Below are 19,127 nucleotides of genomic sequence, written 5' to 3' on the forward strand. Positions count from 1 at the left end.
GAGTACGTTCCGTTATTCTTTTTAAGCACTCCTTATAAACTACCTATCCCGCCCAGCAGGAAACCTTTTACTTCCAGAGTGCTACCCACAAGCCCCAGACTACAATCACTGGCTTGTCTTCATCTACTCGTGGGTAAAGTTTTCTACACGCTGTATATCTTTGCAGCACTTCAAGCGTGTCCTTCAGTAGAAAATTCAAAAGACACCCCATGCCGGAGTGCCTTTCAACCACAATCAATATGGTTATCTCTTTTAAAGCGGCAAAGGAATTCTAAGTCTATAGCCTACTCCCATTCGGGAACCCAGCCGCTTTCACGCGTGTCGTCAATAGGAGGAATGTGTCAGGACCGGTACTTCTCTACCGCTTCCTGATGCTACCATAATACCACTTATGCTACTGACATTCACTGACATTTACTGACATCTTTGATTCTGGCAACTCAAAATGAACTAACCCCTTCCCATGAAACCTGTATATCTGCCGTTCCGAATATCCCATCTTTTCCGCGATCTCCCACCAGTCCAGGCCTTTTATGTATCTGTAGAACATGACGTCGTTCTCGTTCTTGCTTTTCAGGCTTTTGATACGGGAAGATATGTCCTTGTACAGCATGACGCGCCTGTACCGCTCGCTTACCAGGTCCCGCTCAAGCTTGTCCAGCTCAGATGCATAATCAGACAGGTCGCTCTGCCCTGAACCATGCGGCATGTCATCATATATGATCGATATGCTGGCCTTCATCTCCCTGACTTCCTTCAGCTCCTCCTCTATCCGCGTTACCCGCCTGACCGATGCGCGGTACTCCCGCAGATATTCCTTCTTCCTGTCATTTTCTGTCATTGCCGGCCCTCCCCTTCAGCATTCCTAGCAGCTTAACCGTTGGCGCCCCGCCGGTTCCGTCAAGATATTCCTTGTAGCTCTTGTATCCGTCCAGCTCCTTGTAAGGGCACCTCTCATGGATGCAGCACACGCCGAACGACAGGTCATCTACAAGATATCCTCTTGCCTTCTTCCTGATATTTTCCTTCAGCTCCGTGGCCAGCTGCGCCTGATGTACGCCGCTTCTGCCTACACTCCTATGGTCGGTGCAGTAGATGCACCCTCTCTGATGCGCTTCTCTTTTCGTCACCCTTCTCAACTCTCTATCTCCTTCTTTCCTCTGCTCCTCATATACTCATCTACACTATAGTTCTGATAAGCCTTATGGACGAACTGCCTGGCCGCCGCTGCGGTGGGATTGCACTCGGCCAATCTGGCCAGCCTGTCACGCTTGTCCAGCGCGCTCTCTTTCCTGGTCCTTCTATGCTTCCTCATTGATTTATCTCCTTCGTTTGTTTTGTTAAATTCCGGGTTAGTTCACAGAAATCTTAACTGACCGTCATCCTCAAACTTCACTTTTCTTGTTGTTATCTTGTGCCCTAGACTCATAAATCTCTTTACCCGCTCTTGCTGATTCAAATTTGCCATATAGCCAGTGTTTACTTTCGGTGGTATCGAAAGGTAATATTCTTCCGGCAACGGCTTTCCTGTTTCCTGACAAATCTCTTCTATTTGTTTTCTGTCATATATGATGTGGTTTCGTATTAGATTCATGTTCACTCCATCTTCCCAGTTCGGGTCATTGCATCCGGTTTTATTTATATCTTTCCAGTGCTCACGTTCATGGGTGATATCTGCACATAGTTCCTGTAATTTTTGTTCACACGTTTTACTTTTCATGGCCCTTCTCCTAAATTACGGTTTATGTATAATCGGTAAAAACTGAAATGTCCAAGCCTCGTCCATTATGGACACCAGATTTCCATCCTCGTTTATCGCCAGAATGTCTATTACCTTTGGCTTAACATTAATTTCTCTATTTTCCCAGTTCATGCCCTCCGGCATTCTTACATCCACAAGTGATACTGCATTTAACACTTTGTCGCCGTGAATTACCTTAAATCTACTCAAATCAATTTCCATTTGTTTACCTCCTAAATGGCCGGTTAGTGGATTATTTTCTTATTCACCCGTTTATAAGCGATATCAAAATAATCTTCCTCTAATTCACATCCAAAATACTGTCTATTAAGTTCTTCGGCAGCTACCATAGCAGAACCTGTTCCAGCAAACGGGTCAAACACCACATCATTTTCATTACTGGAATTTGCGATATAAAACTTTAACAAATTTACAGGTTTTTCACATGGATGAGTTTTATTCCCGATAATATTGTCAAACCGATGAACTGTTTTGCTTCCGCCTATATCATTAATCCATTTTGCTTTTCCCTTGCGAAGGAATAGTACATACTCACAATTTTTCAGGTAATACTGCGACGGAGTGCAATTATTTTTCTCCCACACAAGAAGATTATGTAATTTAAATCCAGCTTTTTCTGCTTCATTAAGCATTTCTGTCAGATTTAAAACATTTGTAAATATGTAACAATGGCTTCCTTCTTTTAATACTCTGAATATTTCTGGCATCCAATCAGATATTTTTATATTCTGATGTTTAAATAATTTTCTATTTCCAGACAATATGCCTTTTGGACGTTCTGAACTTTTCCCGTTACTATCTCCACCGGTAATCGTCTTGTACGGCGGGTCTGTAACTATCAAATCAAATATTTCAGATGGTAAATTCTTCATTACCTTAATCGAATCATCATTTATAATTTTGTTAAATTCCATTTTTGAAAGGAACCCGGCGCGCCTTATTCCCGGGAAGGTTCCGGCTCCTTTCTTTTATTCACTATATGCCAGATTATCTACCTTCTCTAGCTGCCTTACACGCATGTTCATCCTCAATATAGCCATGCTTTGATAGCCACTTTTGAAACTCTATCAATTCAAAAGTTTCTTCTTTTCTTTTTTGCAATTCTCCTTTATACCGGGCTCCCTGCATCTCAAAAATCGAATAGCAGTTCTTTTTATAATTATTTTCAAGAACAACCCTTTTCCCATTACAAATCCCTCTGCTATCTAATTTGCAATCAACGCATATGGTCATATACTCTTGTCCATTTCCATCAATTTGACTCCTTAAAATCATACGTCTCCTTTATTAATTCGCTAAATGCTAATTTACTCTACTTTTCCTAAAATCTGCGCCCGGCTTGTCCTTATATTTCCGTCTGTCCCAAATGGTACGACTACACCAGCCAGCCATTCAAATTTTATAAGCAGCTTATATATCGTGCTTTCATGAGTAGCTTTGACCCGCTGATACGGTGCTACGTTGATTCCGCATCCGCATTGGCATGTTCTGTCGGGATTGCAGATTTCGGTTATTACCTCGCCCTCTTTAATTTCCCACCTGTCCGGTGCAGGATAATGCGAATCGAACGCCTTAAAAACTATGTACCCTTCGTTTGTGCGCTCGAAGTTAGCTCCGAGATAGTCGATGGCATCAAGTATTCCTACGGCACCGCTCAGGTCGGCACGTCTCAGGTCAGCATCGCTCAGGTTAGCATGTCTCAGGTCGGCACAGCTCAGGTCGGCATAGCTCAGGTCTGCACCGCTCATGTTAGCACCGCTCAGGTCGGCATAGCTCATGTCAGCACGTATGCCACCTTCCTCATTTATCATCCACTTTTTGTGTAACTCTAAAATATTTTTTATTTCTGCGTCCATTTTATTTTCCTCCTTAAATCTTAAATTGGTTTCCCGCAATGTGGACATACTCTACGGCTTGTTTCTGAGTCCCCGCGTGTTGCTCCACTTCTAAATCTATTTATGCTGCACATTACACTTCCTGGCTCGAATGCAATATTGCATCCTTTTCTCGCAGGACATTTATTGCACTCTTCGTATTTTGCTTGTCCCATATCTTTTTCTCCTTAAATGCTAATTTACCTACGCAACTTACTCCGCAATCTTTTCTGATATCGCCCGTATTAAGTCATTCAGTAACATTGATTGATTTTTATTCCTTGTCACCATCTCCGAAATCTTATGATCTGGGAAGTCTAAGCCAATATCATGTAGGTATTTTCTTACCATTGCTATTTTTTCCGCTTCATTAAGTACCTTTACCTCATGTTTTGATGAAAAACGCCTTAATAAGGCTTCGTCAATTCTATCTATCCGGTTGGTTGCTCCAATTACAATAACGTCATTTGGCAGCCTATCAAACTCCTGCATGAGGGTAATTGTGACTCTTGCCATCTCTCCACCAGTGCCACTACTTGAACTTGTATCTGATCGTCTTATACTTATACAATCAACCTCATCCAGCATAAACACACAGGGATTGCTTATTGCATAGGTAAATGCCTTACTGATATTTTTTGATGTGCCTCCCATATGCGAATCTACTAGATGAGAGAAATTCATGTAACAAAACGGTAATCCAGTTTTAAAGGCTATATATCTTCCAAATGTAGTTTTCCCGGTACCGCTCTCCCCATAAAGAAGAGTGGAATTTATGTATGGTATCCCCATTTCCATAAGACGTTTACTGACCTTTTTCATACGAATTGTGTTTTTGTATACTTTTTGCTCACGATCAGAGAGGTAATATCTTCCATCCTTGAATGATAATGATACATCCTCAACGGTCAGTAAGCCTTTCAAGTCTTGCGGTAGCTCGTACATATTTGCACCGGTTGTCTCAAAAATAGTTTTATACTTTTTGCAAAACCATTGATTTTTCCGTGTTGTATCTTCTGTCAGACAGGCAACGGCGCACTTTTTAGCTGACAGGATATCATTTTCTGCAATTGACCGAATTAATCTCTGTTGATTATCTGTAAGTCCCATGATGTTCCTTTCTACTTTACCTTCTGACTTTTTGATCTAAATGCTAATTGTCCACATTCTTGTACGCGGTGAAATCCATTCGCGAATTGTACGAGCGCATTGCGCGCGTCTATGTATTCCTCATTTTCGCAGTCTAATCTGCAGAAATGATATGCAAGTTGTCTAGCAATACGCACATCCGATTTGATATTCATCCCTCCGCACCATAGCGGAAAACACGAAAAATCCAGGTCAGCACCGCTCAGGTTAGCATGTCTCAGGTTAGCATGTCTCAGGTCAGCACCTCTCAGGTTAGCACCGCTCAGGTTAGCACCTCTCAGGTTAGCACCGCTCAGGTCAGCATCGCTCAGGTTAGCACCGCTCATGTTAGCACCGCTCAGGTCGGCATAGCTCATGTTAGCATGTCTCAGGTCAGCACCGCTCAGGTCAGTATCGCTCAGGTTAGCACCTCTCAGGTTAGCACCGCTCAGGTCAGTATCGCTCAGGTTAGCACCTCTCAGGTTAGCACCGCTCAGGTCGGCATAGCTCAGGTCGGCATCGTTCAGGCTAGCATGTCTCAGGTCGGCATAGCTCAGGTCAGCACTAAGCAGATACTCAACCGCCTTATCCTTGCCTTTGCTAAGCGCCTCCTGGAACTTAGCAGCCTCAAAAGGTTCTGCATGACCTATCTTTTCAAAGTATTCCGGTTTGACGCAATGCATTCCGTGTACGCCGCACTGGTGTTGTAATACTCTCACCAGGATGTTTCCACGAGGGCCTATATCTACAACAATTCCTTTCGTCATCGCCGAATTTGTTATTTCGTATTGTCCATCTGATTCCTTTGTCCCTCTAACCAAATCGCCTATCTCAAACATCTATTTTCCCTCCTATTTTCCGTGTTTAATCCTCTTACTTTTCTTTCTCCCGCCCGCAAAGATGAAGGCGTTCATGTTCCCCGGCTTGAACCCGCCGGATACCCTCTGCTTGCCGCCGTTATGGCTGTGCTTGTTTAACTCGTACATATGTCCTCCTTAATTTCCTCTATACTCGTATAGGTTTTTTCTCCCAGAAGTGCCCTTTCCAGTTTCAGCATGTCATAATTCCGTCCGACAAAATTATTAAAACCTCGTTTGTCAGCCCCCCGCAGTTCCGCAATCGTCGGGGCGAATTTATTTGTCTTTATGTGCTGCTGCAGGTTTTGTGACACTATCATGTAATCCATGTCCCCGAGAAGTGCATACCACTCGTCAAATACCTGTTGTGTTGTAATGGCACAATTCGTATACGCCCCCCGGATAGCTTTCACAATATTCTTGAACTCGCCTCTTGTCACCAGTTGTCCACCTCGCTTATACGGTCTGTAGCCTTCCGCTTTTGATTCAGATACCCTTCGAACTTTGCCCCGAACAATGTGCTTGGCCTTAGATACTGCTCCATATCCGTTCCGGTCCATTCTGCACATTTATTGTCAATAACTTTGACAAAATCTTCAAAAACATAGCCCTCATTGGCTCTTGCCCTGATATGCCTTTGTGTGTCCTTAGACTTATCCCTGAATGATTTCCCTGTCTTTTGATTCAGATATTCGACAACCGCCTTGTACGGGTACTCGGTGATTGGCTCGGCACGAGTGCCAGAGGACATAATATCTTCATCATTCTTTACATTCTTATCATTCTTTACATTCTTGTTTGTGTTTTTTTGTGGTCTTTCTGTAGTTTTTTCGTGGTCTTTTTGCGGTTCTTTATTGGTTTTCAAATCCTGATAATTGTCGTAGTTTACAATGTTTATCGCGGTTTTTTTACGGTCTGCATTTCTAACAATCATTCCGTCATTCTCTAATAACGCCAAAAAGGCCCTTACCTTCGTTTTGCTCCACCCCCATCGGCTGGAAAGTTTTAAGTCGGATGTGACGAAGCTGCCTCTTTCTACGTAAACCAACTCATTGCCAATTAGCACCTTGTTACCCGAATGATTTGCAAGTAGCAGCATATCAATCCACGCCTGCCCTCGCGAAAATGGTTTTTCCTGCCACAGCCAGTGTTCGATAAGAGACCTGTGTGCTTTAACCCATCCTTCCACCTTTTCCACCTCGCCTATGCTGCCTTTTTATACTTGCCCTTCTTCCACTTTTCATCCCGCCAGTTGATGCCGCAGCTCCTCAAAGTCTTTCTTGCGGCCATCAAGGACCAGGCTATACGTCTCAGCCTGCTCTCCTCTTGCTGTACATATTTCACAAGTAGCCGGATGTCTTTATCGCTGTTCATGTCGGGGATAAAATATCCCTTCCCATCCTGCATATTGAGTATGGGAATCCTGCGCCTTGCAAAGTGTATAAGCTTACGCATCTGTCTATCTCTAAGCCCGGTCCTGAATCTGAGCATAACCCTTGCTACTGCGTTCGTGCTGCCCGTGGGGATATAATCAAGGATGTCAAAATTCTCTCTGTTTATTTCCTTCAGGTATTCTTCCAGCTCCATCTGCCCTTTGACCTGTCCGTCCATGCCCCTCCTTCCTCCCCGGCCGGAGCCGGGGGTAGTGTCGTGATACACTGCTGTTGTTGTCATTCTGCGTAAAGCAAGATTTAGTTAATTAGTTACCTATAGTCAAGGCTCTTCCGCCTCGCTAGCTTGAATAGAAGAACTCCCTTCTAAAAGCCTCCTCATCTCCATAATGCTCAAGGTAATAGTCCCGGCATTTCTTCCTGAGCCACTTGTCCACCTCTGCAGCCCCCTTCCCCCGGTGTACGCCGTTGGGGTGCAAATCCGGCCTGAGTGGTGCGGTGAATCCGTACTTCTCGCAAAGCTTACGCTCATTCGACGTGTGCGAGAACACATGATGCCGTTCTACGTCACAGCTGCCGCTGAAGATGCATTCGTCCATGTTGGACGTGAATATGCTCCATAGCTGTTTACCCAATTTCAACACCCCATTTCTGTTTCATCTCTTCTAGCTGCGCCGGCGTAAGCGTCTCTATGCCCTGCTCCTTGCATTCCTGCACGGTTCCATCTATCAGGCGGCTCATCTCTTCGGTGTCATATGTATGTGAGCCTCTAAGGAGCAGATACACCCGGTAGAGCTTTCCATCGTCCATGCACCGCACCTTGTCCGTAGGGCGGAGATGCATCTCTTCCCTCTCCATCATGTCGATGTCGTCCCGGATGACAAGGGGAACTATGCTGTCGTTCTCGATGGCAAGCTGTCCATACCGTTGCAGAAGCGTGTTCTTCATGTAAGCGTTGCTCGTTCCAAGCTTGTCTGCCAGTTTCCCGACCAGGACATGGAAGTAAGAATTTGCGCTAAGACTACGCTTCTCACGGTACTGCTTAATCTCTACGGTCAGCTTCTCCTTGTCCTTCAGACGGTCATATTCCTGCCGGACGTCCTCATTGACGGCCACAGTGACAAGCTGTTTCTTGCGGAAATAGTCTACATAGAACTGTTCAAACGTACCTGTGCACTTCATCAGTCATCACCATACTTCCGCTTGAATGCCTCCAACAATGCCCCTGCCTGCTTTTCAGTCATAGTATCCTCAGATACGTTATTCATTGCATAGACCATATCTATATCATTTTTATGCTTCTCGCACAGGCTACGGATTGTCTTCTTCTGCGCTTCTGTAGCTGGCTTGTCCGGCTCCGGTACTGGCTCCTGATTTTCTATCTTGCCAAGTTCAAAAACAACCTTATGTGACTTGCTGTTCTTTATCTGGAGCTTATCAATGCACCGCTTATCATCGTATCCGATATTGCTTACATAGAACTTGTCAAAACAGGTATATCCTGTGGTTTTCCCGTTGCTTTGCCTCTCCTTTATGATGCACTCTGATGATGGTATCCAGATGAATGGTGCAGTGTACAGCTCCCTTCCGATACCCCAATTGAAACAGGCCCTTTTGAAGCTGTCAGAAGCTAATCCCTTCTCCTTTTCCGTATGGCTCTCAGTCCCTGTATCCTCTTTGAATATCCACATTTCTTTCTTTGCGTCCCAGATGCTTACGGTACAGTTCGCGTTGTCCCGGCTGTGCGTCCTCTGCCAGCTCTCCGGTCCTATCTCCTCGTCCAGGATGTTCATGTCGCACCTTGCATCCTTGTAGAGCAGCAACGATATTCCAGTGGATTTTACCATTGCGATTCTGCATTCTATCTCGTCTGCCCGAAGGGGCCTGAACTTAATCATCCATATCACCGTCCTCTGCTTCGACTATGCGGCTGGCCCACATGTCGGCAAAATGCAGGATCATGTAAAGCGGCGTCTCTTTGCCCTGTATTTCATATTTGAACGGCCCATAAAGGCCATTGTGCCAGAGTATCGCCTGCTGCTCTTCCTCCGTCAAATCTATGTATCTTGATATGATAGACAGTGCCCTGACCTCATGGTCTACGAGCAGCAGCTCTGGATTGGTCGTATATGGCTTTTTGTCCGACTGGTATGGTTCCGGGTTAGGGTTCGCTTTCGTGGCCCTGCCTTTTAGCATGTTGGGAACATAGTTCGGCTTTCCAAACTGCCCCATCTTTCCTATATCATGCAGCAGGGAGCAGATAATTACGCTTTCTAGCAAGCGGCTGTCAGCATCAAAGGCCGCTATCAAGCTGATTGCAATGTCACATACGTTTAAGCTATGCTCCGCAAGCCCTCCTTCTTTTGCCAAATGGTGGCTTGTACTACATGGAGCTGTAAAAAAACCGTTCTCTTCCATGTAATCAACCAGATTTTTCATGCCTTTTCTGCTTGTATTTAACAGCAAATCCTTAACTTTTCCTGACTCCATCTTTCATCCTCCTCTAACATCTCAGTTATTCTTATTTCTGCGGCCTGCCGTTTCTTAAGCCGCAGTTCCTTCTCGTCCCGGCAATCGCAAGGCTCGCCGGGGTCTAGATGTGCTCCACAGTAGGGGCATTCGTTGTAATACATGCGTTCACCCTCCCTCCTAAATCCAAAAGATGCTGTCTGCAGTTTTCATAAGTGCGGGGGCTGATATTGGCAAAGTCTAATCTATACTCCCCGTCGTAACTGCCCGTCTTGAATCCGCCATCATGTATCAGGATTGAAATGTCTGTCCCGTAATTTGTACAGCTAAAGAATACGCAGGGATAACCTTCTTCCCCTCTCCCGTTTTCCTGTATGTCTAGGCACAGGTCTAATAATTCGTGTATCTTATCTCTATTACTCATTGACTAATCCTCCTTTAAGCGTTATAATAACAATACATTATGTGATGTAGTCTGAATGTTTCAGTCTGCTCTCGGCGCTTATCCCTTCCCTGGTTAAGCGCCTTTTTAGTGTCCGCATGCGCGGCATAGTACGTATACACCCCCAATATAGGACAGCATCAGAATTGTTAGGCAGAATATGACAGCTATGTAGTATCTGTTGTCCGCTATCATTTTCCTAACCCGATGCCGTAGCCAGTGTTTTTTAAATGTCGTCACGTTGCTTGTCCTCTTTTCCTACCGCCTAAGCGGTATTCTTCTTTTGCTCGTACTCCGATTTTTGTTTTCTCTGGTAGTAGAGAGCCACAAGAGCTTCTGTAAGCCGCTTTTCGCAACCTTCCGTATATATAGCGGTACAGGTGTATTCTTCTTTGCTTCTACTCATGCACTTCACCTCCTCGGTTAATTGTATGTATTATGGATTGTCCTTGTTGCCATTTTCTCCCATTACTCCTATACTGTATTTACAGGCACCGCCATGCCGAGTACATAAGAAGGGAGTACAAAATACATGGCACAAGTACCATATGCAGACAGTAATGGGCACCTTTCCGTAGAAGTCCAGCTAAAACATGCGGCAGATGTATTTTTAGTTGATTCTTCAAATTTTCAAAAATACAAATCCGGTAAACAATTTAAATATTTTGGTGGACACTATACAGAAACCCCTGTTCACATTACTGTATCGGGAAGTGGCCGCTGGTATCTGATTGTTCAGGGTGGGGGCCAATATCAATATCGTTTCTACTGATTTCTGATGAGATTGGCGTTTTTTCGTCAATCTCTTTTTGTATTACAGCATTATCATTCATGTAGTTGATTATTTTTTCTGTTGCCTCTAATACATTTGAAACTGTCATGCTATTTTTTTTAACAAGAGAAATGACTGTTTTTATAAACTCTTCTTCTGTTTCACTTGTTATTATTTTTTTCGTCTCAATCACCTATGTCACCTCCTATCCTGCTTTCTTGTCATTCGTCATAATTTGTCTGTCACCAAGCGCCCTTACGTAAATAAGAGCTTGCTTCCTTTCTGCTTCGGGTAGTGACGTTAATAATTCATACAGCTCCTTACCCTCTGAAGTATCTTTTTTTGTTAGCTGATTATTCATTTATTTCACCTCACTTACTCATATTGCTTTTTTTCACATGGTCTATATAATTTAGGTATAGGTTTTCGCCAAAACAAAATAAAAAGAAAGGATAAAAACTTATGCCCAAATTAGATTTAACCGTAACAATATCTGTCATACTCGCTCTGTGTGCCACCATTACTCCATCCATAACCACATTTTTAAATAACCGACATCAATTAAAAATGAAAAAGCTTGAGCTGGAATTACAGGAGAAAAAAGAACTTCTTTTTTATCGTAGGGAAGTATACGAAAACTATCTAAAATACACTATGCGTTGCATACACCGTGATGATAATGAATCCGCCCATTTGTATGACGAATATTATGCACTTGCACTTATTTACTTCCCGTCTGAACTAACTCCTGTTCTAATGGATATTAACCAATGCGTTACTACCCGGAATGGCTTTCAATCTCTTGACGCATTTAATGAACTTTCTAAAAATATACGTGGTATTTTAAAAACAATGTGAGCATAGTACAGATAAAAATTGCCCATACCGGATATACATTATCCTGCGGTGCTATTTTCCGCATAATATATATAAAGCATATAGCTACAATCCACACTATCAGTAGCAATATCCATGTTGCCAATTTGTCTTCACCTCGCTTTCTGTGTTGCCTATGGTTATATAATAATCCACTTTGGTAACTTTGTCAATGTATTTTTGTTGACTTTGGTAACTTATTATGGTAATCTCCTATTAAAGGCAGGTGAATATATATAAATGAATGATAGAATTAAAGAAATTCGGAAGTCTTTTCAATTAACATTAGAAGAATTTGGGAAAAGATTAGGTGTAACCAAGACTGCCATATCTCGCTTAGAGAATGGAGATAGGGGTATCACAGACCAAATGATACTTTCAATATGTAGAGAATATAATATCAATGAAGAATGGCTCCGAACTGGTAGAGGAAATATGAAAGAAGATATTCCTGTAGAGGATGAATACTTTAAAGCAGCCACACAAATTTCAAAGGGCAAAGATAAACTAGCTATGCAGGCAATTATTGAATATTGGAAATTAGATGAGAAAAGCAAGCAGGTATTTAGGGATTATCTGAAAAACGTGGTTGAAAAAAGCAGGGACTAAAGTCCCCGCTTTCATCCCGTGAGATTTTTAATAACCGTATAGATTGCTATTAAAATCTTTATATCCGTTGTTTGATTGACCATTTCAATTATTAATTTTTGATATTCGTCCTTATTCATATGTACGACCTCCTGAAAGCTATAGCAAACACACGTTCGAAATTCCTTATATTTATAATACTATATTGTATCACAGATATCAATAGGGAAAATCGAACATACTTTCGTTTTTAGTATTTATTGGATAAGCGCTCATCACATTTTATTATGACTTAATTATACCAGTTATAGCCCGGTTTCCAACCGGTTTGTAATAATATAGTCGCAATTTGTAATAATTTAAAAACCGTCCCATTTCTGAGACGGTTTCGCAGATACTACCTGCCGGACGTACCGGAATGATAGAATCTCCCTCAACAAGAGAATTATATCATTTCCGTTAGCGTCCTGCAAGTGGGCGTATTTTTTTAACCATTTTTTAATAAGCTATAGAGGAGATGATTGTATGAGAATTGGTATCTACCCAAGAAAATCAGTATACCGCGATAACAGCGATTCAGTGTCCGTCCAGGTGAAGATGTGTAAGGATTATGCCAGCATCTTATACCGGGACGAGCATCTTGATTTTTATGTCTATGATAAGGACGAAGGTTATTCCGGGAAAAACACAAACCGTCCATCCTTCAAGGAGCTAATGCGTGATGTCAAGTCTGGCAAGCTCGATATAGTAATGGTATATAAGTTAGATCGTATCAGCCGTAATGTGCAGGAATTTGCAACCATGTACGAAACCATGCAGCAGCACGATGTTTCCTTTATTTCCGTAAAAGAGACCTTCGACACATCGACTCCTATCGGGAGGACTGTAATGTATATCCTCGCCGCATTCGCCCAATTGGAACGGGAGAACACGTCGGAGCGAGTGGCTGACAGCATGCGTTCCCTCGGCGTTACGGGTCGATGGACTGGCGGCAAGCTCCCAACCGGCATGGCATCTACCCGGAAGAAAGTTGACGGGAAGGAACACTCCTATCTGGTAGTGGACAACAACAAAATTGGCCTCGTAAAGATGCTCGGACAAATGATTCTAAGCGGATATAGCATAACGAGTTTAGAACGTTACTGCAGGGATAACAATATTACGAGCCAGTCGGGAAAATATCTGAACACGTCACAGATACATGGCATATTAACCAACCCTGTATACTGCCAAAATGACTTGCAAGCCTATTATTATTTCCAAGATAAGGGATGTACTCTGCCTGATGAACGCTGTTTCGATGGGACCAAAGGATTGATTGCATACGGCCGCACGAAGGGCACAGCTCAAAAAAGAATATTGACTAGCGAAAATTGGATAATTTCCATAGGCATCCACGATTGGGTATTTTCGTCCGATGACTTTATAGCCATACAAAAGCGGATAGGCCAGAACAAGCAAATCCGCAAGCAGAAGCACGAGGTTGGTATCCTTAAGGGTGTACTACGCTGTAAATGTGGACGCTTGATGCATAATCGCGTATATATAAAAAATGGGAAGATGTTTGCATACTACTATTGCCAGGAACGCGACAGAAAAGGGTTACAGTATTGTGATGCGGAGTTCGTTAAGATTGATGTCATAGATGATATGTTCTTTGATAAGCTGAGAGAAATCCGTCTGAATCCAGAATATGTGTATCTGGCAACGAGTAATGGCACGGCAGACACTGACGGACTAAAAAAGGAAATCCGGGCGGTCGAAAGGTCATTGGAAAATCTTGCAACGCAGCTCCAAGAGAACATATCCTCAACTGCATCTAAATACATCATTTCGCAGATGGAGACTTTAGACCGGAAACTTGATTCGTTGAACAGGGAACTGCATTCCGAAGAGGTTCGAAAAGCTAATGAAAAGACGGAGGAAGAGGAAAGGAAGGAAGTTTTTAATAACATCTGCTTCTTACTTGATAATCTTGATATGCTGTCCTACAAAGAGCAGAACGAGCTCGTGCGGAAAATTGTGAAACGTTGTGTTTTAGACGGGAAAAATCTAAGCATCTCTTTTTAAGTGTATTCTATTTATTATACATATTGGCGTCCCCACCTGGCCCATCATATCATGCCCCAGATGGTTTCTCTTATAGCCATAGGTCCTGGACACGCCAAAATCATCATAATCTCCATAAGGGAATCCTTTTGCAATAGGGTGGTAGGCCTTCAGCCCATATGTTTCTGTATATTTCCCGTCCTCCCCCTGGATCTTGAACGTTCCGACCATGCCGCCGAGAACGGACTCATAAGCCTCATGGTAATATTCATAATACTGCATGTCTTTGGTGAGCGCCTCCATGTCGGCCCCGTCCTGGGACAGCTGTTCAGCCAGCGCATCCATGTCACCGGCCTTATAACTTGTAAAATCGCCTCCGTATTTTGCCCCAAGATATGAAAGCAGTTCTATCCAGTCCAGATGTGGTTCCTTACCGTATGTATCTACATCATACTGGTACGCTTTGTCCAATGCCTCATAAGACACATTAAACTCCACCCATTTGATATAGTCGTCTTCCTTCTCCTCTGCCACAGCGGCTGTCTTTTCCGCATTAGCCCTTCCAAACAGAAGTGCAGCTGCAAGGACAATCAGAAGCAGCTCGGCGGCAATGCCCTTCGGTGATATAACAAACTTACGCATACATGCTCCCGTATATCGGATTCCTAACAGTCTATGACACGGGACAGTTCCATATGACGTTCATCTGAATATATTAGTAAAAAGAGTATACACCCAAAGTCAGGAGCAATGTCCATGCACCTTATATCATCTATACTGTTTGCATTGTCCGCCAACATAGACACCCTGATCGTCGGAATATCCTATGGAATCAAAAAGGAGCGCGTACCCTTTGCCGAAAATATCGTCATCAGCCTGATTACATTTGCCGGCACGATATTCTCCATCTATATGGGTCTGCAGTTAACCTTATTCATTCCGGCCAGCGCCGCCCAGAGGATCGGCTGTATCGTCCTCATTATCCTCGGCCTGTATTATACGGTCAAATCCATCATAGAATACCGACAAGGCAGGCTGCCGCCGGATGACTGGGATAATCCGGAGGCGGAACCGCCGGATAAGACGATATCCCTGAAAGAAGCAATCCTCATTGCCTGCGCCCTCACTGTGAATAATATGGGGATGGGCATAGGCGCCAGCATCTCTGGGATGAAGCTCATCCCCACCTCCATCGCCACCCTTCTCATCTGTATGGTATTCCTGCACGCCGGTAATAAAATAGGCCGTATAGGAGTATCGGGCGCCCTGAAACGGTGGGCCGGACCGGTCTCAGGCATGATACTGATCGTGCTCGGGCTATACGAGATGCTGCTATAGCCACAAAGCTCAAAAAAATAAGAACCAGAATGTACACCTCTTTTCCTTCCGGTTCTTATTGCCTACATATTCTTTTCCGAAAACTCCCAGACACTTCGTAATAGTATCCCCCCCCCTTATGTCCGCATCCATAACATCTTGTGGCATTATTTCTTTTTCCATACTGCTTTACATATTCTCCTTCATCCGGTAATTCTTTCTGCCATATCCGGTTCCGTCTTCCTTTGACCTATTGCAGCCAATCGGAACGGCCTTCCCGTTTTTCTCTTCCGCCGAATCCAGGCAGACACTTCCCATCCCGCCCTTCACAGACTCAATCGGAAGTTCCTTTGCATCATCCACCGCATTCCAGAAATGTGTCATGGCAAAAGCGGTCTTTGAACCGAACCGCAGCTTACCGGCGTCGTTCACAGGCGTATACCTTCCTGCACGGAACCAATACCTTGTAAGCAGGTAGCAGAAGAAGAGTACGGCGACTACGAAGATAAGTGTAAATATAAGATTAGATGACATACGAAACACTCCTTTCCACTTTTATTTGTTACTATAATTGTATGACTACTTTTTTATAAAGTCAATATTATCTGACATGTTTTCGCGATAATTTTACTGGATTGAAGACAAAAAAGATAAGGCTGCCCTCCGCCATACACGCAATATACATGCATGGAAAAGAGCAGCCTTGCCAGCCTCACGCCTGTTCCGGCTTCTAAAGCTTACCGTGAAATTTGTCTTTATCAAATTCAGGGTTGAAATAGTAGAAATTCTTGCTGTCCAGCTGGTCCTTCGTCTTCTCCAATGCCTCACCGAAACGCTGGAAGTGGACTATCTCCCTTGTACGCAGGAACTTAAGCGGTTCTCTTACTTCCGGGTCTGTAATCATGCGCAGCAGATTGTCATATACGGTCCTGGCTTTCTGTTCTGCGGCCAGGTCCTCCGTCAGGTCTGCTATCGCGTCTCCCTTGGACTGGAATTCCAGTGCCGTAAATGGAACAGACGCTGCGGCCTGTGGCCAGAGCGCTGTCGTGTGGTCGATATAATAGGCGTCAAAACCCGCTGTCTTGGCCTCTTCAATCGTAAGGTCTTTCGTCAGCTGGTATACCATGGCACAGATGATCTCCATATGAGCCAGCTCTTCTGTCCCGATATCCGTCAACAGGCCGCCAACCGCCTTGACCGGCATCGTATACCTCTGGGCCAGATATCTCATGGAAGCGGACAGTTCACCGTCCGGACCGCCGTACTGGCTTATGATCATCTGAGCCGTTTTCGGGCATGTCTTTGTAATCTTAACCGGAAACTGCAATCTCTTCTCATACTGCCACATTATACGCACGCTCCTTCCCAGGGCATCGGCCCAGTCTGCCAGCAGAATCTGCCGTCCTCTTTCTTGCCACAGTACGGAATGCACTCACGGGTAAGCGGATAAAACTTTTCCGCAAACTGCTTTTTCAGCGTCTCCCTCTCCGTAAGCTTCTGCTCAAACAGGCTCAACGCCTGAGCCTCGTCACCATGGGTGTCAAGGTATAGTGTCAGATCATCAATTACAAAGCTGACCTCCGTTATCTGTGTCATGAGCTGTTCTCTTTCTTCCTGTTCCGGCAGCTTCTTTTCCGTACCGAACAGGGCGCTTTTCTTATTGCCCTTCTCGATGTCCGTAGCAAAAAACGGCATATCCAGCGCTTCAAATATGGTACCGGTGCACAGTGCTTTCTTATCATCATATATCTCACCGTAGTCCTGCATCGGTATATTGGCAATTGCTAAATGTTCTTTTGACATAATTTTCTCCTTTCCTGTAAATACTAAATACTTGCCAGCTATCGTTCGCTGCATTTTTAGTATCTGCATTAATAGGAGAGTTATATTGGTAATATAAGTTACAATACAAGTGTAAACCGGGTTCCTTTTTTATATGATGACTGCACGTCCAGACCAATCTTGAGTTCGCCAGCAAGCTGGCCTGCAAGATACAGCCCCATGCCGCTCGACTTCTTCCTCTGGCCACCGGCGTCTCCTGAGAATCCTCTGTCAAAGATAAATGGAAGGTCGCCGTCCCTTATCCCGGTTCCATTATCCTCCAGCATTAGCAGTATTTTCTTATCCGCAGCGGACCTTTGGACTGTTATGGCAAGCTCCGGGCATGTTACATCCATTCTCGTATATTTGATTGCATTGCTTACGATCTGGCTTAAAATAAAGCAGAAGCTTTTCCTATCCGTATACACCACTGCATCGTCGACGTCTGCCGTAACCCGGATACCGGCCTCATGTAAGAGCATCTCATACTCTGACAGCACTTCGCCGACACACTCGGCGACGCTCACTTCTTCCAGCAGGTAATCCTTGTGTACTGCTTTCAGCCTTGCATATATCAATATCCGGTCTACATATCCCTGCATCTGGTTCCTGGCATACTCGAGCCGCTTATGGATATCCGGCTCTATCTCAGCTTTCCGGTTGTCGAGGAGAAGTGTCAGAAGTGCGAGCGGCGTCTTGATCTCATGCGCCCACGACTCGATGAATGCTTCATATCCCTCCAGGTGCTCTGCCTGTTCCCTCACCCGGATCTCTTTTTCACGAAGCAATTCTGCCGCCAGACGGATCTCCTGCCGTTCTCCTGCAGGCAGACAGCGGAAAGTCTGTGCCTCCAGCTCTGTGTCCAGGCTGTTCAGGTACTCGGCCACGAGTTCTTCCCGCAGTCTGTCCCTGCGGCAGGTCCATATGACCGCTGCCATAAACAGCAGTACAGAAAAAAGGAAAAAGGTTCCCGCCAGTTCCCTGAATGCGCGTATCTCTGCCAGCCAGAGGAATAGTCCGAATACGGCGTCCGATATAAGGAGCAGCCCGAACCATATCCTGTAATCCCTGCATCTTACCCATATGTTCTTAATCTTTTCCATCCGAATCCCTTCCTGCTATCCGGTAGCCTACGCCTCTCACCGTCACTATCCTGCCTTCCAGAGACAGGCGGGCAAGCGACTTCTTAAGCCTCGTCATGTTGACCTGCAGCGCATTCTCATCGATATATTCCGTCGTGCCCCAAAGCGTCTCGCTCAGCTGCTCCTTTGTGACCGCCGCGCCTCTGCCGTTCATGAGCCGTTCCATGATCTTTCCCTGATTCTCCGGCAGCAGGATGGAGGAGCCGGACGCAGACAGCGTATATGTGTGCGTGTCCAGAGACAGGTCCGCAAGATGGATGACGTGTTCCCTTCCTTCATACCGGCGCAGCAGATTCTCTGCCCTGGCAAGAAGCCGCTCCTTACGGCATGGCTTCGTCAGATATTCGTCAGCCCCAAGGCGCAGTGCCCTCACCTCATCGTTCAGATGGTTTCTGGACGTCAGTACAAGCACCGGAATGCTGCTGTGCTCCTTCAGTTCAATGCATATGTCAAATCCGCTCTTTCCCGGAAGGTTCAGATCCAGCAGCACAAGCTGAGGTGCGTACCCGCGTATAAGCTCAGCCGCCCTGCCGAAATCAGTAATACATGTTACCTCAAACCCCGCCTTGCTGAATATGCATTCCAGCTCTTCCCTCATAAAAATCTCATCTTCTACAACCGCTATCTTTTTCATATAGT

Annotated in this window: 35 protein-coding genes; 5 read left to right on the forward strand and 30 right to left on the reverse strand. The window is 44.6% G+C overall.

The genetic code is table 11. The annotated features are described in order from the left end of the window. Nucleotides 1–394: 394 nt before the first annotated feature. The 21 genes from E1963_RS09335 to E1963_RS19685 all read right to left on the reverse strand — a co-directional run bounded on the left by E1963_RS09335 (nt 395) and on the right by E1963_RS19685 (nt 10,329). Nucleotides 395–841, reverse strand: coding sequence for a hypothetical protein (locus tag E1963_RS09335; protein WP_132277384.1), 447 nt, complete (start codon nt 839–841; stop codon nt 395–397). After that, nucleotides 828–1,139 (reverse strand): hypothetical protein, encoded by a 312-nt coding sequence (locus E1963_RS09340; protein WP_132277386.1) that lies wholly within the window; start codon nt 1,137–1,139, stop codon nt 828–830. The genes E1963_RS09335 and E1963_RS09340 overlap by 14 nt, the downstream gene beginning before the upstream one ends. Then, nucleotides 1,136–1,315, reverse strand: a complete 180-nt coding sequence (locus E1963_RS09345) for a hypothetical protein (RefSeq protein ID WP_132277388.1) — start codon at nt 1,313–1,315, stop codon at nt 1,136–1,138. The genes E1963_RS09340 and E1963_RS09345 overlap by 4 nt, the downstream gene beginning before the upstream one ends. Before the next feature lie 42 nt (nt 1,316–1,357). Beyond that, a complete protein-coding gene (locus E1963_RS09350) occupies nt 1,358–1,720 on the reverse strand; it encodes a hypothetical protein (RefSeq protein ID WP_132277390.1) in 363 nt (120 codons plus the stop codon). A 15-nt stretch (nt 1,721–1,735) separates the two neighbouring features. Next, nucleotides 1,736–1,963: a hypothetical protein gene (locus tag E1963_RS09355; RefSeq protein ID WP_132277392.1), complete on the reverse strand. Its 228-nt coding sequence runs from the start codon at nt 1,961–1,963 to the stop codon at nt 1,736–1,738. Nucleotides 1,964–1,986: 23 nt separating this feature from the next. Next, on the reverse strand, nt 1,987–2,676 hold the full coding sequence (locus tag E1963_RS09360; protein ID WP_132277394.1) for a DNA-methyltransferase: 690 nt from the start codon (nt 2,674–2,676) through the stop codon (nt 1,987–1,989). Nucleotides 2,677–2,749: 73 nt separating this feature from the next. Beyond that, nucleotides 2,750–3,037 carry a hypothetical protein gene (locus E1963_RS09365; protein ID WP_132277396.1) on the reverse strand — a complete coding sequence of 96 codons (288 nt, stop codon included), beginning with the start codon at nt 3,035–3,037 and terminating at the stop codon, nt 2,750–2,752. A 32-nt stretch (nt 3,038–3,069) separates the two neighbouring features. Further along, entirely contained in the window at nt 3,070–3,618 is a 549-nt protein-coding gene (locus E1963_RS09370; protein WP_243117654.1) for a pentapeptide repeat-containing protein, read from the reverse strand. A 20-nt stretch (nt 3,619–3,638) separates the two neighbouring features. Then, a complete protein-coding gene (locus E1963_RS19680) occupies nt 3,639–3,812 on the reverse strand; it encodes a hypothetical protein (RefSeq protein WP_167482146.1) in 174 nt (57 codons plus the stop codon). Nucleotides 3,813–3,849: 37 nt separating this feature from the next. Then, nucleotides 3,850–4,746: an ATP-binding protein gene (locus E1963_RS09375; protein ID WP_132277400.1), complete on the reverse strand. Its 897-nt coding sequence runs from the start codon at nt 4,744–4,746 to the stop codon at nt 3,850–3,852. Nucleotides 4,747–4,757: 11 nt separating this feature from the next. Further along, nucleotides 4,758–5,603, reverse strand: a complete 846-nt coding sequence (locus tag E1963_RS09380) for a pentapeptide repeat-containing protein (protein ID WP_132277402.1) — start codon at nt 5,601–5,603, stop codon at nt 4,758–4,760. 12 nt (nt 5,604–5,615) lie between these two features. Next, nucleotides 5,616–5,750 carry a hypothetical protein gene (locus E1963_RS21275; RefSeq protein ID WP_262201017.1) on the reverse strand — a complete coding sequence of 45 codons (135 nt, stop codon included), beginning with the start codon at nt 5,748–5,750 and terminating at the stop codon, nt 5,616–5,618. Beyond that, the gene (locus E1963_RS09385; protein ID WP_167482159.1) at nt 5,738–6,061 is read right to left on the reverse strand and encodes a replicative helicase loader/inhibitor; all 324 of its coding nucleotides are present in this window, start codon (nt 6,059–6,061) and stop codon (nt 5,738–5,740) included. Before E1963_RS09385 ends, E1963_RS21275 begins: the two co-directional genes overlap by 13 nt. Continuing rightward, nucleotides 6,058–6,819: a conserved phage C-terminal domain-containing protein gene (locus E1963_RS20135; protein WP_243117655.1), complete on the reverse strand. Its 762-nt coding sequence runs from the start codon at nt 6,817–6,819 to the stop codon at nt 6,058–6,060. The genes E1963_RS09385 and E1963_RS20135 overlap by 4 nt, the downstream gene beginning before the upstream one ends. A 5-nt stretch (nt 6,820–6,824) precedes the next feature. Continuing rightward, the gene (locus E1963_RS09395; RefSeq protein WP_145964176.1) at nt 6,825–7,295 is read right to left on the reverse strand and encodes a hypothetical protein; all 471 of its coding nucleotides are present in this window, start codon (nt 7,293–7,295) and stop codon (nt 6,825–6,827) included. 58 nt (nt 7,296–7,353) lie between these two features. Further along, nucleotides 7,354–7,647 carry an SAM domain-containing protein gene (locus E1963_RS09400; RefSeq protein WP_243117656.1) on the reverse strand — a complete coding sequence of 98 codons (294 nt, stop codon included), beginning with the start codon at nt 7,645–7,647 and terminating at the stop codon, nt 7,354–7,356. Then, nucleotides 7,640–8,194, reverse strand: a complete 555-nt coding sequence (locus E1963_RS09405; RefSeq protein WP_132277408.1) for a hypothetical protein — start codon at nt 8,192–8,194, stop codon at nt 7,640–7,642. The genes E1963_RS09400 and E1963_RS09405 overlap by 8 nt, the downstream gene beginning before the upstream one ends. Further along, nucleotides 8,194–8,910, reverse strand: a complete 717-nt coding sequence (locus E1963_RS09410) for a hypothetical protein (RefSeq protein ID WP_132277410.1) — start codon at nt 8,908–8,910, stop codon at nt 8,194–8,196. The genes E1963_RS09405 and E1963_RS09410 overlap by 1 nt, the downstream gene beginning before the upstream one ends. After that, nucleotides 8,903–9,502 carry an HD family phosphohydrolase gene (locus E1963_RS09415; protein ID WP_132277412.1) on the reverse strand — a complete coding sequence of 200 codons (600 nt, stop codon included), beginning with the start codon at nt 9,500–9,502 and terminating at the stop codon, nt 8,903–8,905. The genes E1963_RS09410 and E1963_RS09415 overlap by 8 nt, the downstream gene beginning before the upstream one ends. A 103-nt stretch (nt 9,503–9,605) precedes the next feature. After that, the gene (locus tag E1963_RS09420; protein ID WP_132277414.1) at nt 9,606–9,905 is read right to left on the reverse strand and encodes a hypothetical protein; all 300 of its coding nucleotides are present in this window, start codon (nt 9,903–9,905) and stop codon (nt 9,606–9,608) included. Nucleotides 9,906–10,188: 283 nt separating this feature from the next. After that, nucleotides 10,189–10,329 carry a hypothetical protein gene (locus E1963_RS19685; RefSeq protein ID WP_167482160.1) on the reverse strand — a complete coding sequence of 47 codons (141 nt, stop codon included), beginning with the start codon at nt 10,327–10,329 and terminating at the stop codon, nt 10,189–10,191. Nucleotides 10,330–10,455: 126 nt separating this feature from the next. Here E1963_RS19685 and E1963_RS22640 point away from each other — a divergent pair, with 126 nt between their 5' ends. Continuing rightward, nucleotides 10,456–10,695: a DUF1883 domain-containing protein gene (locus tag E1963_RS22640; protein WP_132277416.1), complete on the forward strand. Its 240-nt coding sequence runs from the start codon at nt 10,456–10,458 to the stop codon at nt 10,693–10,695. Here the strand turns inward: E1963_RS22640 and E1963_RS09430 are convergent. Both E1963_RS09430 and E1963_RS19690 read right to left on the reverse strand, forming a co-directional pair. Next, nucleotides 10,622–10,888: a hypothetical protein gene (locus tag E1963_RS09430; protein WP_132277418.1), complete on the reverse strand. Its 267-nt coding sequence runs from the start codon at nt 10,886–10,888 to the stop codon at nt 10,622–10,624. The genes E1963_RS22640 and E1963_RS09430 overlap by 74 nt on opposite strands. Before the next feature lie 12 nt (nt 10,889–10,900). After that, nucleotides 10,901–11,056 carry a hypothetical protein gene (locus E1963_RS19690; protein ID WP_167482161.1) on the reverse strand — a complete coding sequence of 52 codons (156 nt, stop codon included), beginning with the start codon at nt 11,054–11,056 and terminating at the stop codon, nt 10,901–10,903. 101 nt (nt 11,057–11,157) lie between these two features. Between E1963_RS19690 and E1963_RS09435 the strand changes: the two genes are divergently transcribed. The 3 genes from E1963_RS09435 to E1963_RS09445 all read left to right on the forward strand — a co-directional run bounded on the left by E1963_RS09435 (nt 11,158) and on the right by E1963_RS09445 (nt 14,229). Continuing rightward, nucleotides 11,158–11,553, forward strand: coding sequence for a hypothetical protein (locus tag E1963_RS09435; protein ID WP_132277420.1), 396 nt, complete (start codon nt 11,158–11,160; stop codon nt 11,551–11,553). A 258-nt stretch (nt 11,554–11,811) separates the two neighbouring features. Further along, nucleotides 11,812–12,180, forward strand: coding sequence for a helix-turn-helix domain-containing protein (locus tag E1963_RS09440; protein WP_132277422.1), 369 nt, complete (start codon nt 11,812–11,814; stop codon nt 12,178–12,180). A gap of 504 nt (nt 12,181–12,684) precedes the next feature. After that, nucleotides 12,685–14,229 (forward strand): recombinase family protein, encoded by a 1,545-nt coding sequence (locus tag E1963_RS09445; protein ID WP_132277424.1) that lies wholly within the window; start codon nt 12,685–12,687, stop codon nt 14,227–14,229. Here E1963_RS09445 and E1963_RS09450 read toward each other — a convergent pair. Next, nucleotides 14,212–14,850: a hypothetical protein gene (locus tag E1963_RS09450; protein WP_201272021.1), complete on the reverse strand. Its 639-nt coding sequence runs from the start codon at nt 14,848–14,850 to the stop codon at nt 14,212–14,214. The two genes, E1963_RS09445 and E1963_RS09450, sit on opposite strands and share 18 nt — an antisense overlap. A gap of 114 nt (nt 14,851–14,964) precedes the next feature. Between E1963_RS09450 and E1963_RS09455 the strand changes: the two genes are divergently transcribed. Further along, on the forward strand, nt 14,965–15,546 hold the full coding sequence (locus tag E1963_RS09455; RefSeq protein WP_167482162.1) for a manganese efflux pump: 582 nt from the start codon (nt 14,965–14,967) through the stop codon (nt 15,544–15,546). A gap of 9 nt (nt 15,547–15,555) precedes the next feature. Here E1963_RS09455 and E1963_RS19695 read toward each other — a convergent pair whose 3' ends face one another. The 6 genes from E1963_RS19695 to E1963_RS09480 all read right to left on the reverse strand — a co-directional run bounded on the left by E1963_RS19695 (nt 15,556) and on the right by E1963_RS09480 (nt 19,122). After that, nucleotides 15,556–15,708, reverse strand: a complete 153-nt coding sequence (locus tag E1963_RS19695; protein WP_167482163.1) for a hypothetical protein — start codon at nt 15,706–15,708, stop codon at nt 15,556–15,558. A gap of 6 nt (nt 15,709–15,714) precedes the next feature. After that, nucleotides 15,715–16,059, reverse strand: coding sequence for a hypothetical protein (locus E1963_RS09460; RefSeq protein ID WP_132277428.1), 345 nt, complete (start codon nt 16,057–16,059; stop codon nt 15,715–15,717). A 196-nt stretch (nt 16,060–16,255) separates the two neighbouring features. Continuing rightward, the gene (locus tag E1963_RS09465) at nt 16,256–16,873 is read right to left on the reverse strand and encodes a manganese catalase family protein (RefSeq protein WP_132277430.1); all 618 of its coding nucleotides are present in this window, start codon (nt 16,871–16,873) and stop codon (nt 16,256–16,258) included. After that, a complete protein-coding gene (locus tag E1963_RS20140; RefSeq protein ID WP_201272024.1) occupies nt 16,873–17,328 on the reverse strand; it encodes a spore coat protein CotJB in 456 nt (151 codons plus the stop codon). Before E1963_RS20140 ends, E1963_RS09465 begins: the two co-directional genes overlap by 1 nt. Nucleotides 17,329–17,426: 98 nt before the next feature. Then, nucleotides 17,427–18,449 carry a sensor histidine kinase gene (locus E1963_RS09475; RefSeq protein WP_132277434.1) on the reverse strand — a complete coding sequence of 341 codons (1,023 nt, stop codon included), beginning with the start codon at nt 18,447–18,449 and terminating at the stop codon, nt 17,427–17,429. Then, nucleotides 18,436–19,122 (reverse strand): response regulator transcription factor, encoded by a 687-nt coding sequence (locus E1963_RS09480; protein WP_132277436.1) that lies wholly within the window; start codon nt 19,120–19,122, stop codon nt 18,436–18,438. The genes E1963_RS09475 and E1963_RS09480 overlap by 14 nt, the downstream gene beginning before the upstream one ends. Nucleotides 19,123–19,127: the final 5 nt, after the last annotated feature.

The sequence above is a fragment of the Extibacter muris genome (assembly GCF_004345005.1).
Taxonomy (GTDB): Bacteria; Bacillota; Clostridia; order Lachnospirales; family Lachnospiraceae; genus Extibacter; species Extibacter muris.

Excerpts from the sequence above, each read along its gene's own strand:
- E1963_RS09335 (WP_132277384.1), bottom strand. The coding sequence starts at position 841 with ATGACAGAAAATGACAGGAAGAAGGAATATCTGCGGGAGTACCGCGCA.
- E1963_RS09345 (WP_132277388.1), bottom strand. The coding sequence starts at position 1,315 with ATGAGGAAGCATAGAAGGACCAGGAAAGAGAGCGCGCTGGACAAGCGT.
- E1963_RS09350 (WP_132277390.1), bottom strand. The coding sequence starts at position 1,720 with ATGAAAAGTAAAACGTGTGAACAAAAATTACAGGAACTATGTGCAGAT.
- E1963_RS09355 (WP_132277392.1), bottom strand. The coding sequence starts at position 1,963 with ATGGAAATTGATTTGAGTAGATTTAAGGTAATTCACGGCGACAAAGTG.
- E1963_RS09360 (WP_132277394.1), bottom strand. The coding sequence starts at position 2,676 with ATGGAATTTAACAAAATTATAAATGATGATTCGATTAAGGTAATGAAG.
- E1963_RS09365 (WP_132277396.1), bottom strand. The coding sequence starts at position 3,037 with ATGATTTTAAGGAGTCAAATTGATGGAAATGGACAAGAGTATATGACC.
- E1963_RS09370 (WP_243117654.1), bottom strand. The coding sequence starts at position 3,618 with ATGGACGCAGAAATAAAAAATATTTTAGAGTTACACAAAAAGTGGATG.
- E1963_RS19680 (WP_167482146.1), bottom strand. The coding sequence starts at position 3,812 with ATGGGACAAGCAAAATACGAAGAGTGCAATAAATGTCCTGCGAGAAAA.
- E1963_RS09375 (WP_132277400.1), bottom strand. The coding sequence starts at position 4,746 with ATGGGACTTACAGATAATCAACAGAGATTAATTCGGTCAATTGCAGAA.
- E1963_RS09380 (WP_132277402.1), bottom strand. The coding sequence starts at position 5,603 with ATGTTTGAGATAGGCGATTTGGTTAGAGGGACAAAGGAATCAGATGGA.
- E1963_RS21275 (WP_262201017.1), bottom strand. The coding sequence starts at position 5,750 with ATGTACGAGTTAAACAAGCACAGCCATAACGGCGGCAAGCAGAGGGTA.
- E1963_RS09395 (WP_145964176.1), bottom strand. The coding sequence starts at position 7,295 with ATGACAACAACAGCAGTGTATCACGACACTACCCCCGGCTCCGGCCGG.
- E1963_RS09405 (WP_132277408.1), bottom strand. The coding sequence starts at position 8,194 with ATGAAGTGCACAGGTACGTTTGAACAGTTCTATGTAGACTATTTCCGC.
- E1963_RS09410 (WP_132277410.1), bottom strand. The coding sequence starts at position 8,910 with ATGATTAAGTTCAGGCCCCTTCGGGCAGACGAGATAGAATGCAGAATC.
- E1963_RS09415 (WP_132277412.1), bottom strand. The coding sequence starts at position 9,502 with ATGGAGTCAGGAAAAGTTAAGGATTTGCTGTTAAATACAAGCAGAAAA.
- E1963_RS09420 (WP_132277414.1), bottom strand. The coding sequence starts at position 9,905 with ATGAGTAATAGAGATAAGATACACGAATTATTAGACCTGTGCCTAGAC.
- E1963_RS19685 (WP_167482160.1), bottom strand. The coding sequence starts at position 10,329 with ATGAGTAGAAGCAAAGAAGAATACACCTGTACCGCTATATATACGGAA.
- E1963_RS22640 (WP_132277416.1), top strand. The coding sequence starts at position 10,456 with ATGGCACAAGTACCATATGCAGACAGTAATGGGCACCTTTCCGTAGAA.
- E1963_RS19690 (WP_167482161.1), bottom strand. The coding sequence starts at position 11,056 with ATGAATAATCAGCTAACAAAAAAAGATACTTCAGAGGGTAAGGAGCTG.
- E1963_RS09435 (WP_132277420.1), top strand. The coding sequence starts at position 11,158 with ATGCCCAAATTAGATTTAACCGTAACAATATCTGTCATACTCGCTCTG.
- E1963_RS09440 (WP_132277422.1), top strand. The coding sequence starts at position 11,812 with ATGAATGATAGAATTAAAGAAATTCGGAAGTCTTTTCAATTAACATTA.
- E1963_RS09445 (WP_132277424.1), top strand. The coding sequence starts at position 12,685 with ATGAGAATTGGTATCTACCCAAGAAAATCAGTATACCGCGATAACAGC.
- E1963_RS09450 (WP_201272021.1), bottom strand. The coding sequence starts at position 14,850 with ATGCGTAAGTTTGTTATATCACCGAAGGGCATTGCCGCCGAGCTGCTT.
- E1963_RS09455 (WP_167482162.1), top strand. The coding sequence starts at position 14,965 with ATGCACCTTATATCATCTATACTGTTTGCATTGTCCGCCAACATAGAC.
- E1963_RS19695 (WP_167482163.1), bottom strand. The coding sequence starts at position 15,708 with ATGGAAAAAGAAATAATGCCACAAGATGTTATGGATGCGGACATAAGG.
- E1963_RS09460 (WP_132277428.1), bottom strand. The coding sequence starts at position 16,059 with ATGTCATCTAATCTTATATTTACACTTATCTTCGTAGTCGCCGTACTC.
- E1963_RS09465 (WP_132277430.1), bottom strand. The coding sequence starts at position 16,873 with ATGTGGCAGTATGAGAAGAGATTGCAGTTTCCGGTTAAGATTACAAAG.
- E1963_RS20140 (WP_201272024.1), bottom strand. The coding sequence starts at position 17,328 with ATGTCAAAAGAACATTTAGCAATTGCCAATATACCGATGCAGGACTAC.
- E1963_RS09475 (WP_132277434.1), bottom strand. The coding sequence starts at position 18,449 with ATGGAAAAGATTAAGAACATATGGGTAAGATGCAGGGATTACAGGATA.
- E1963_RS09480 (WP_132277436.1), bottom strand. The coding sequence starts at position 19,122 with ATGAAAAAGATAGCGGTTGTAGAAGATGAGATTTTTATGAGGGAAGAG.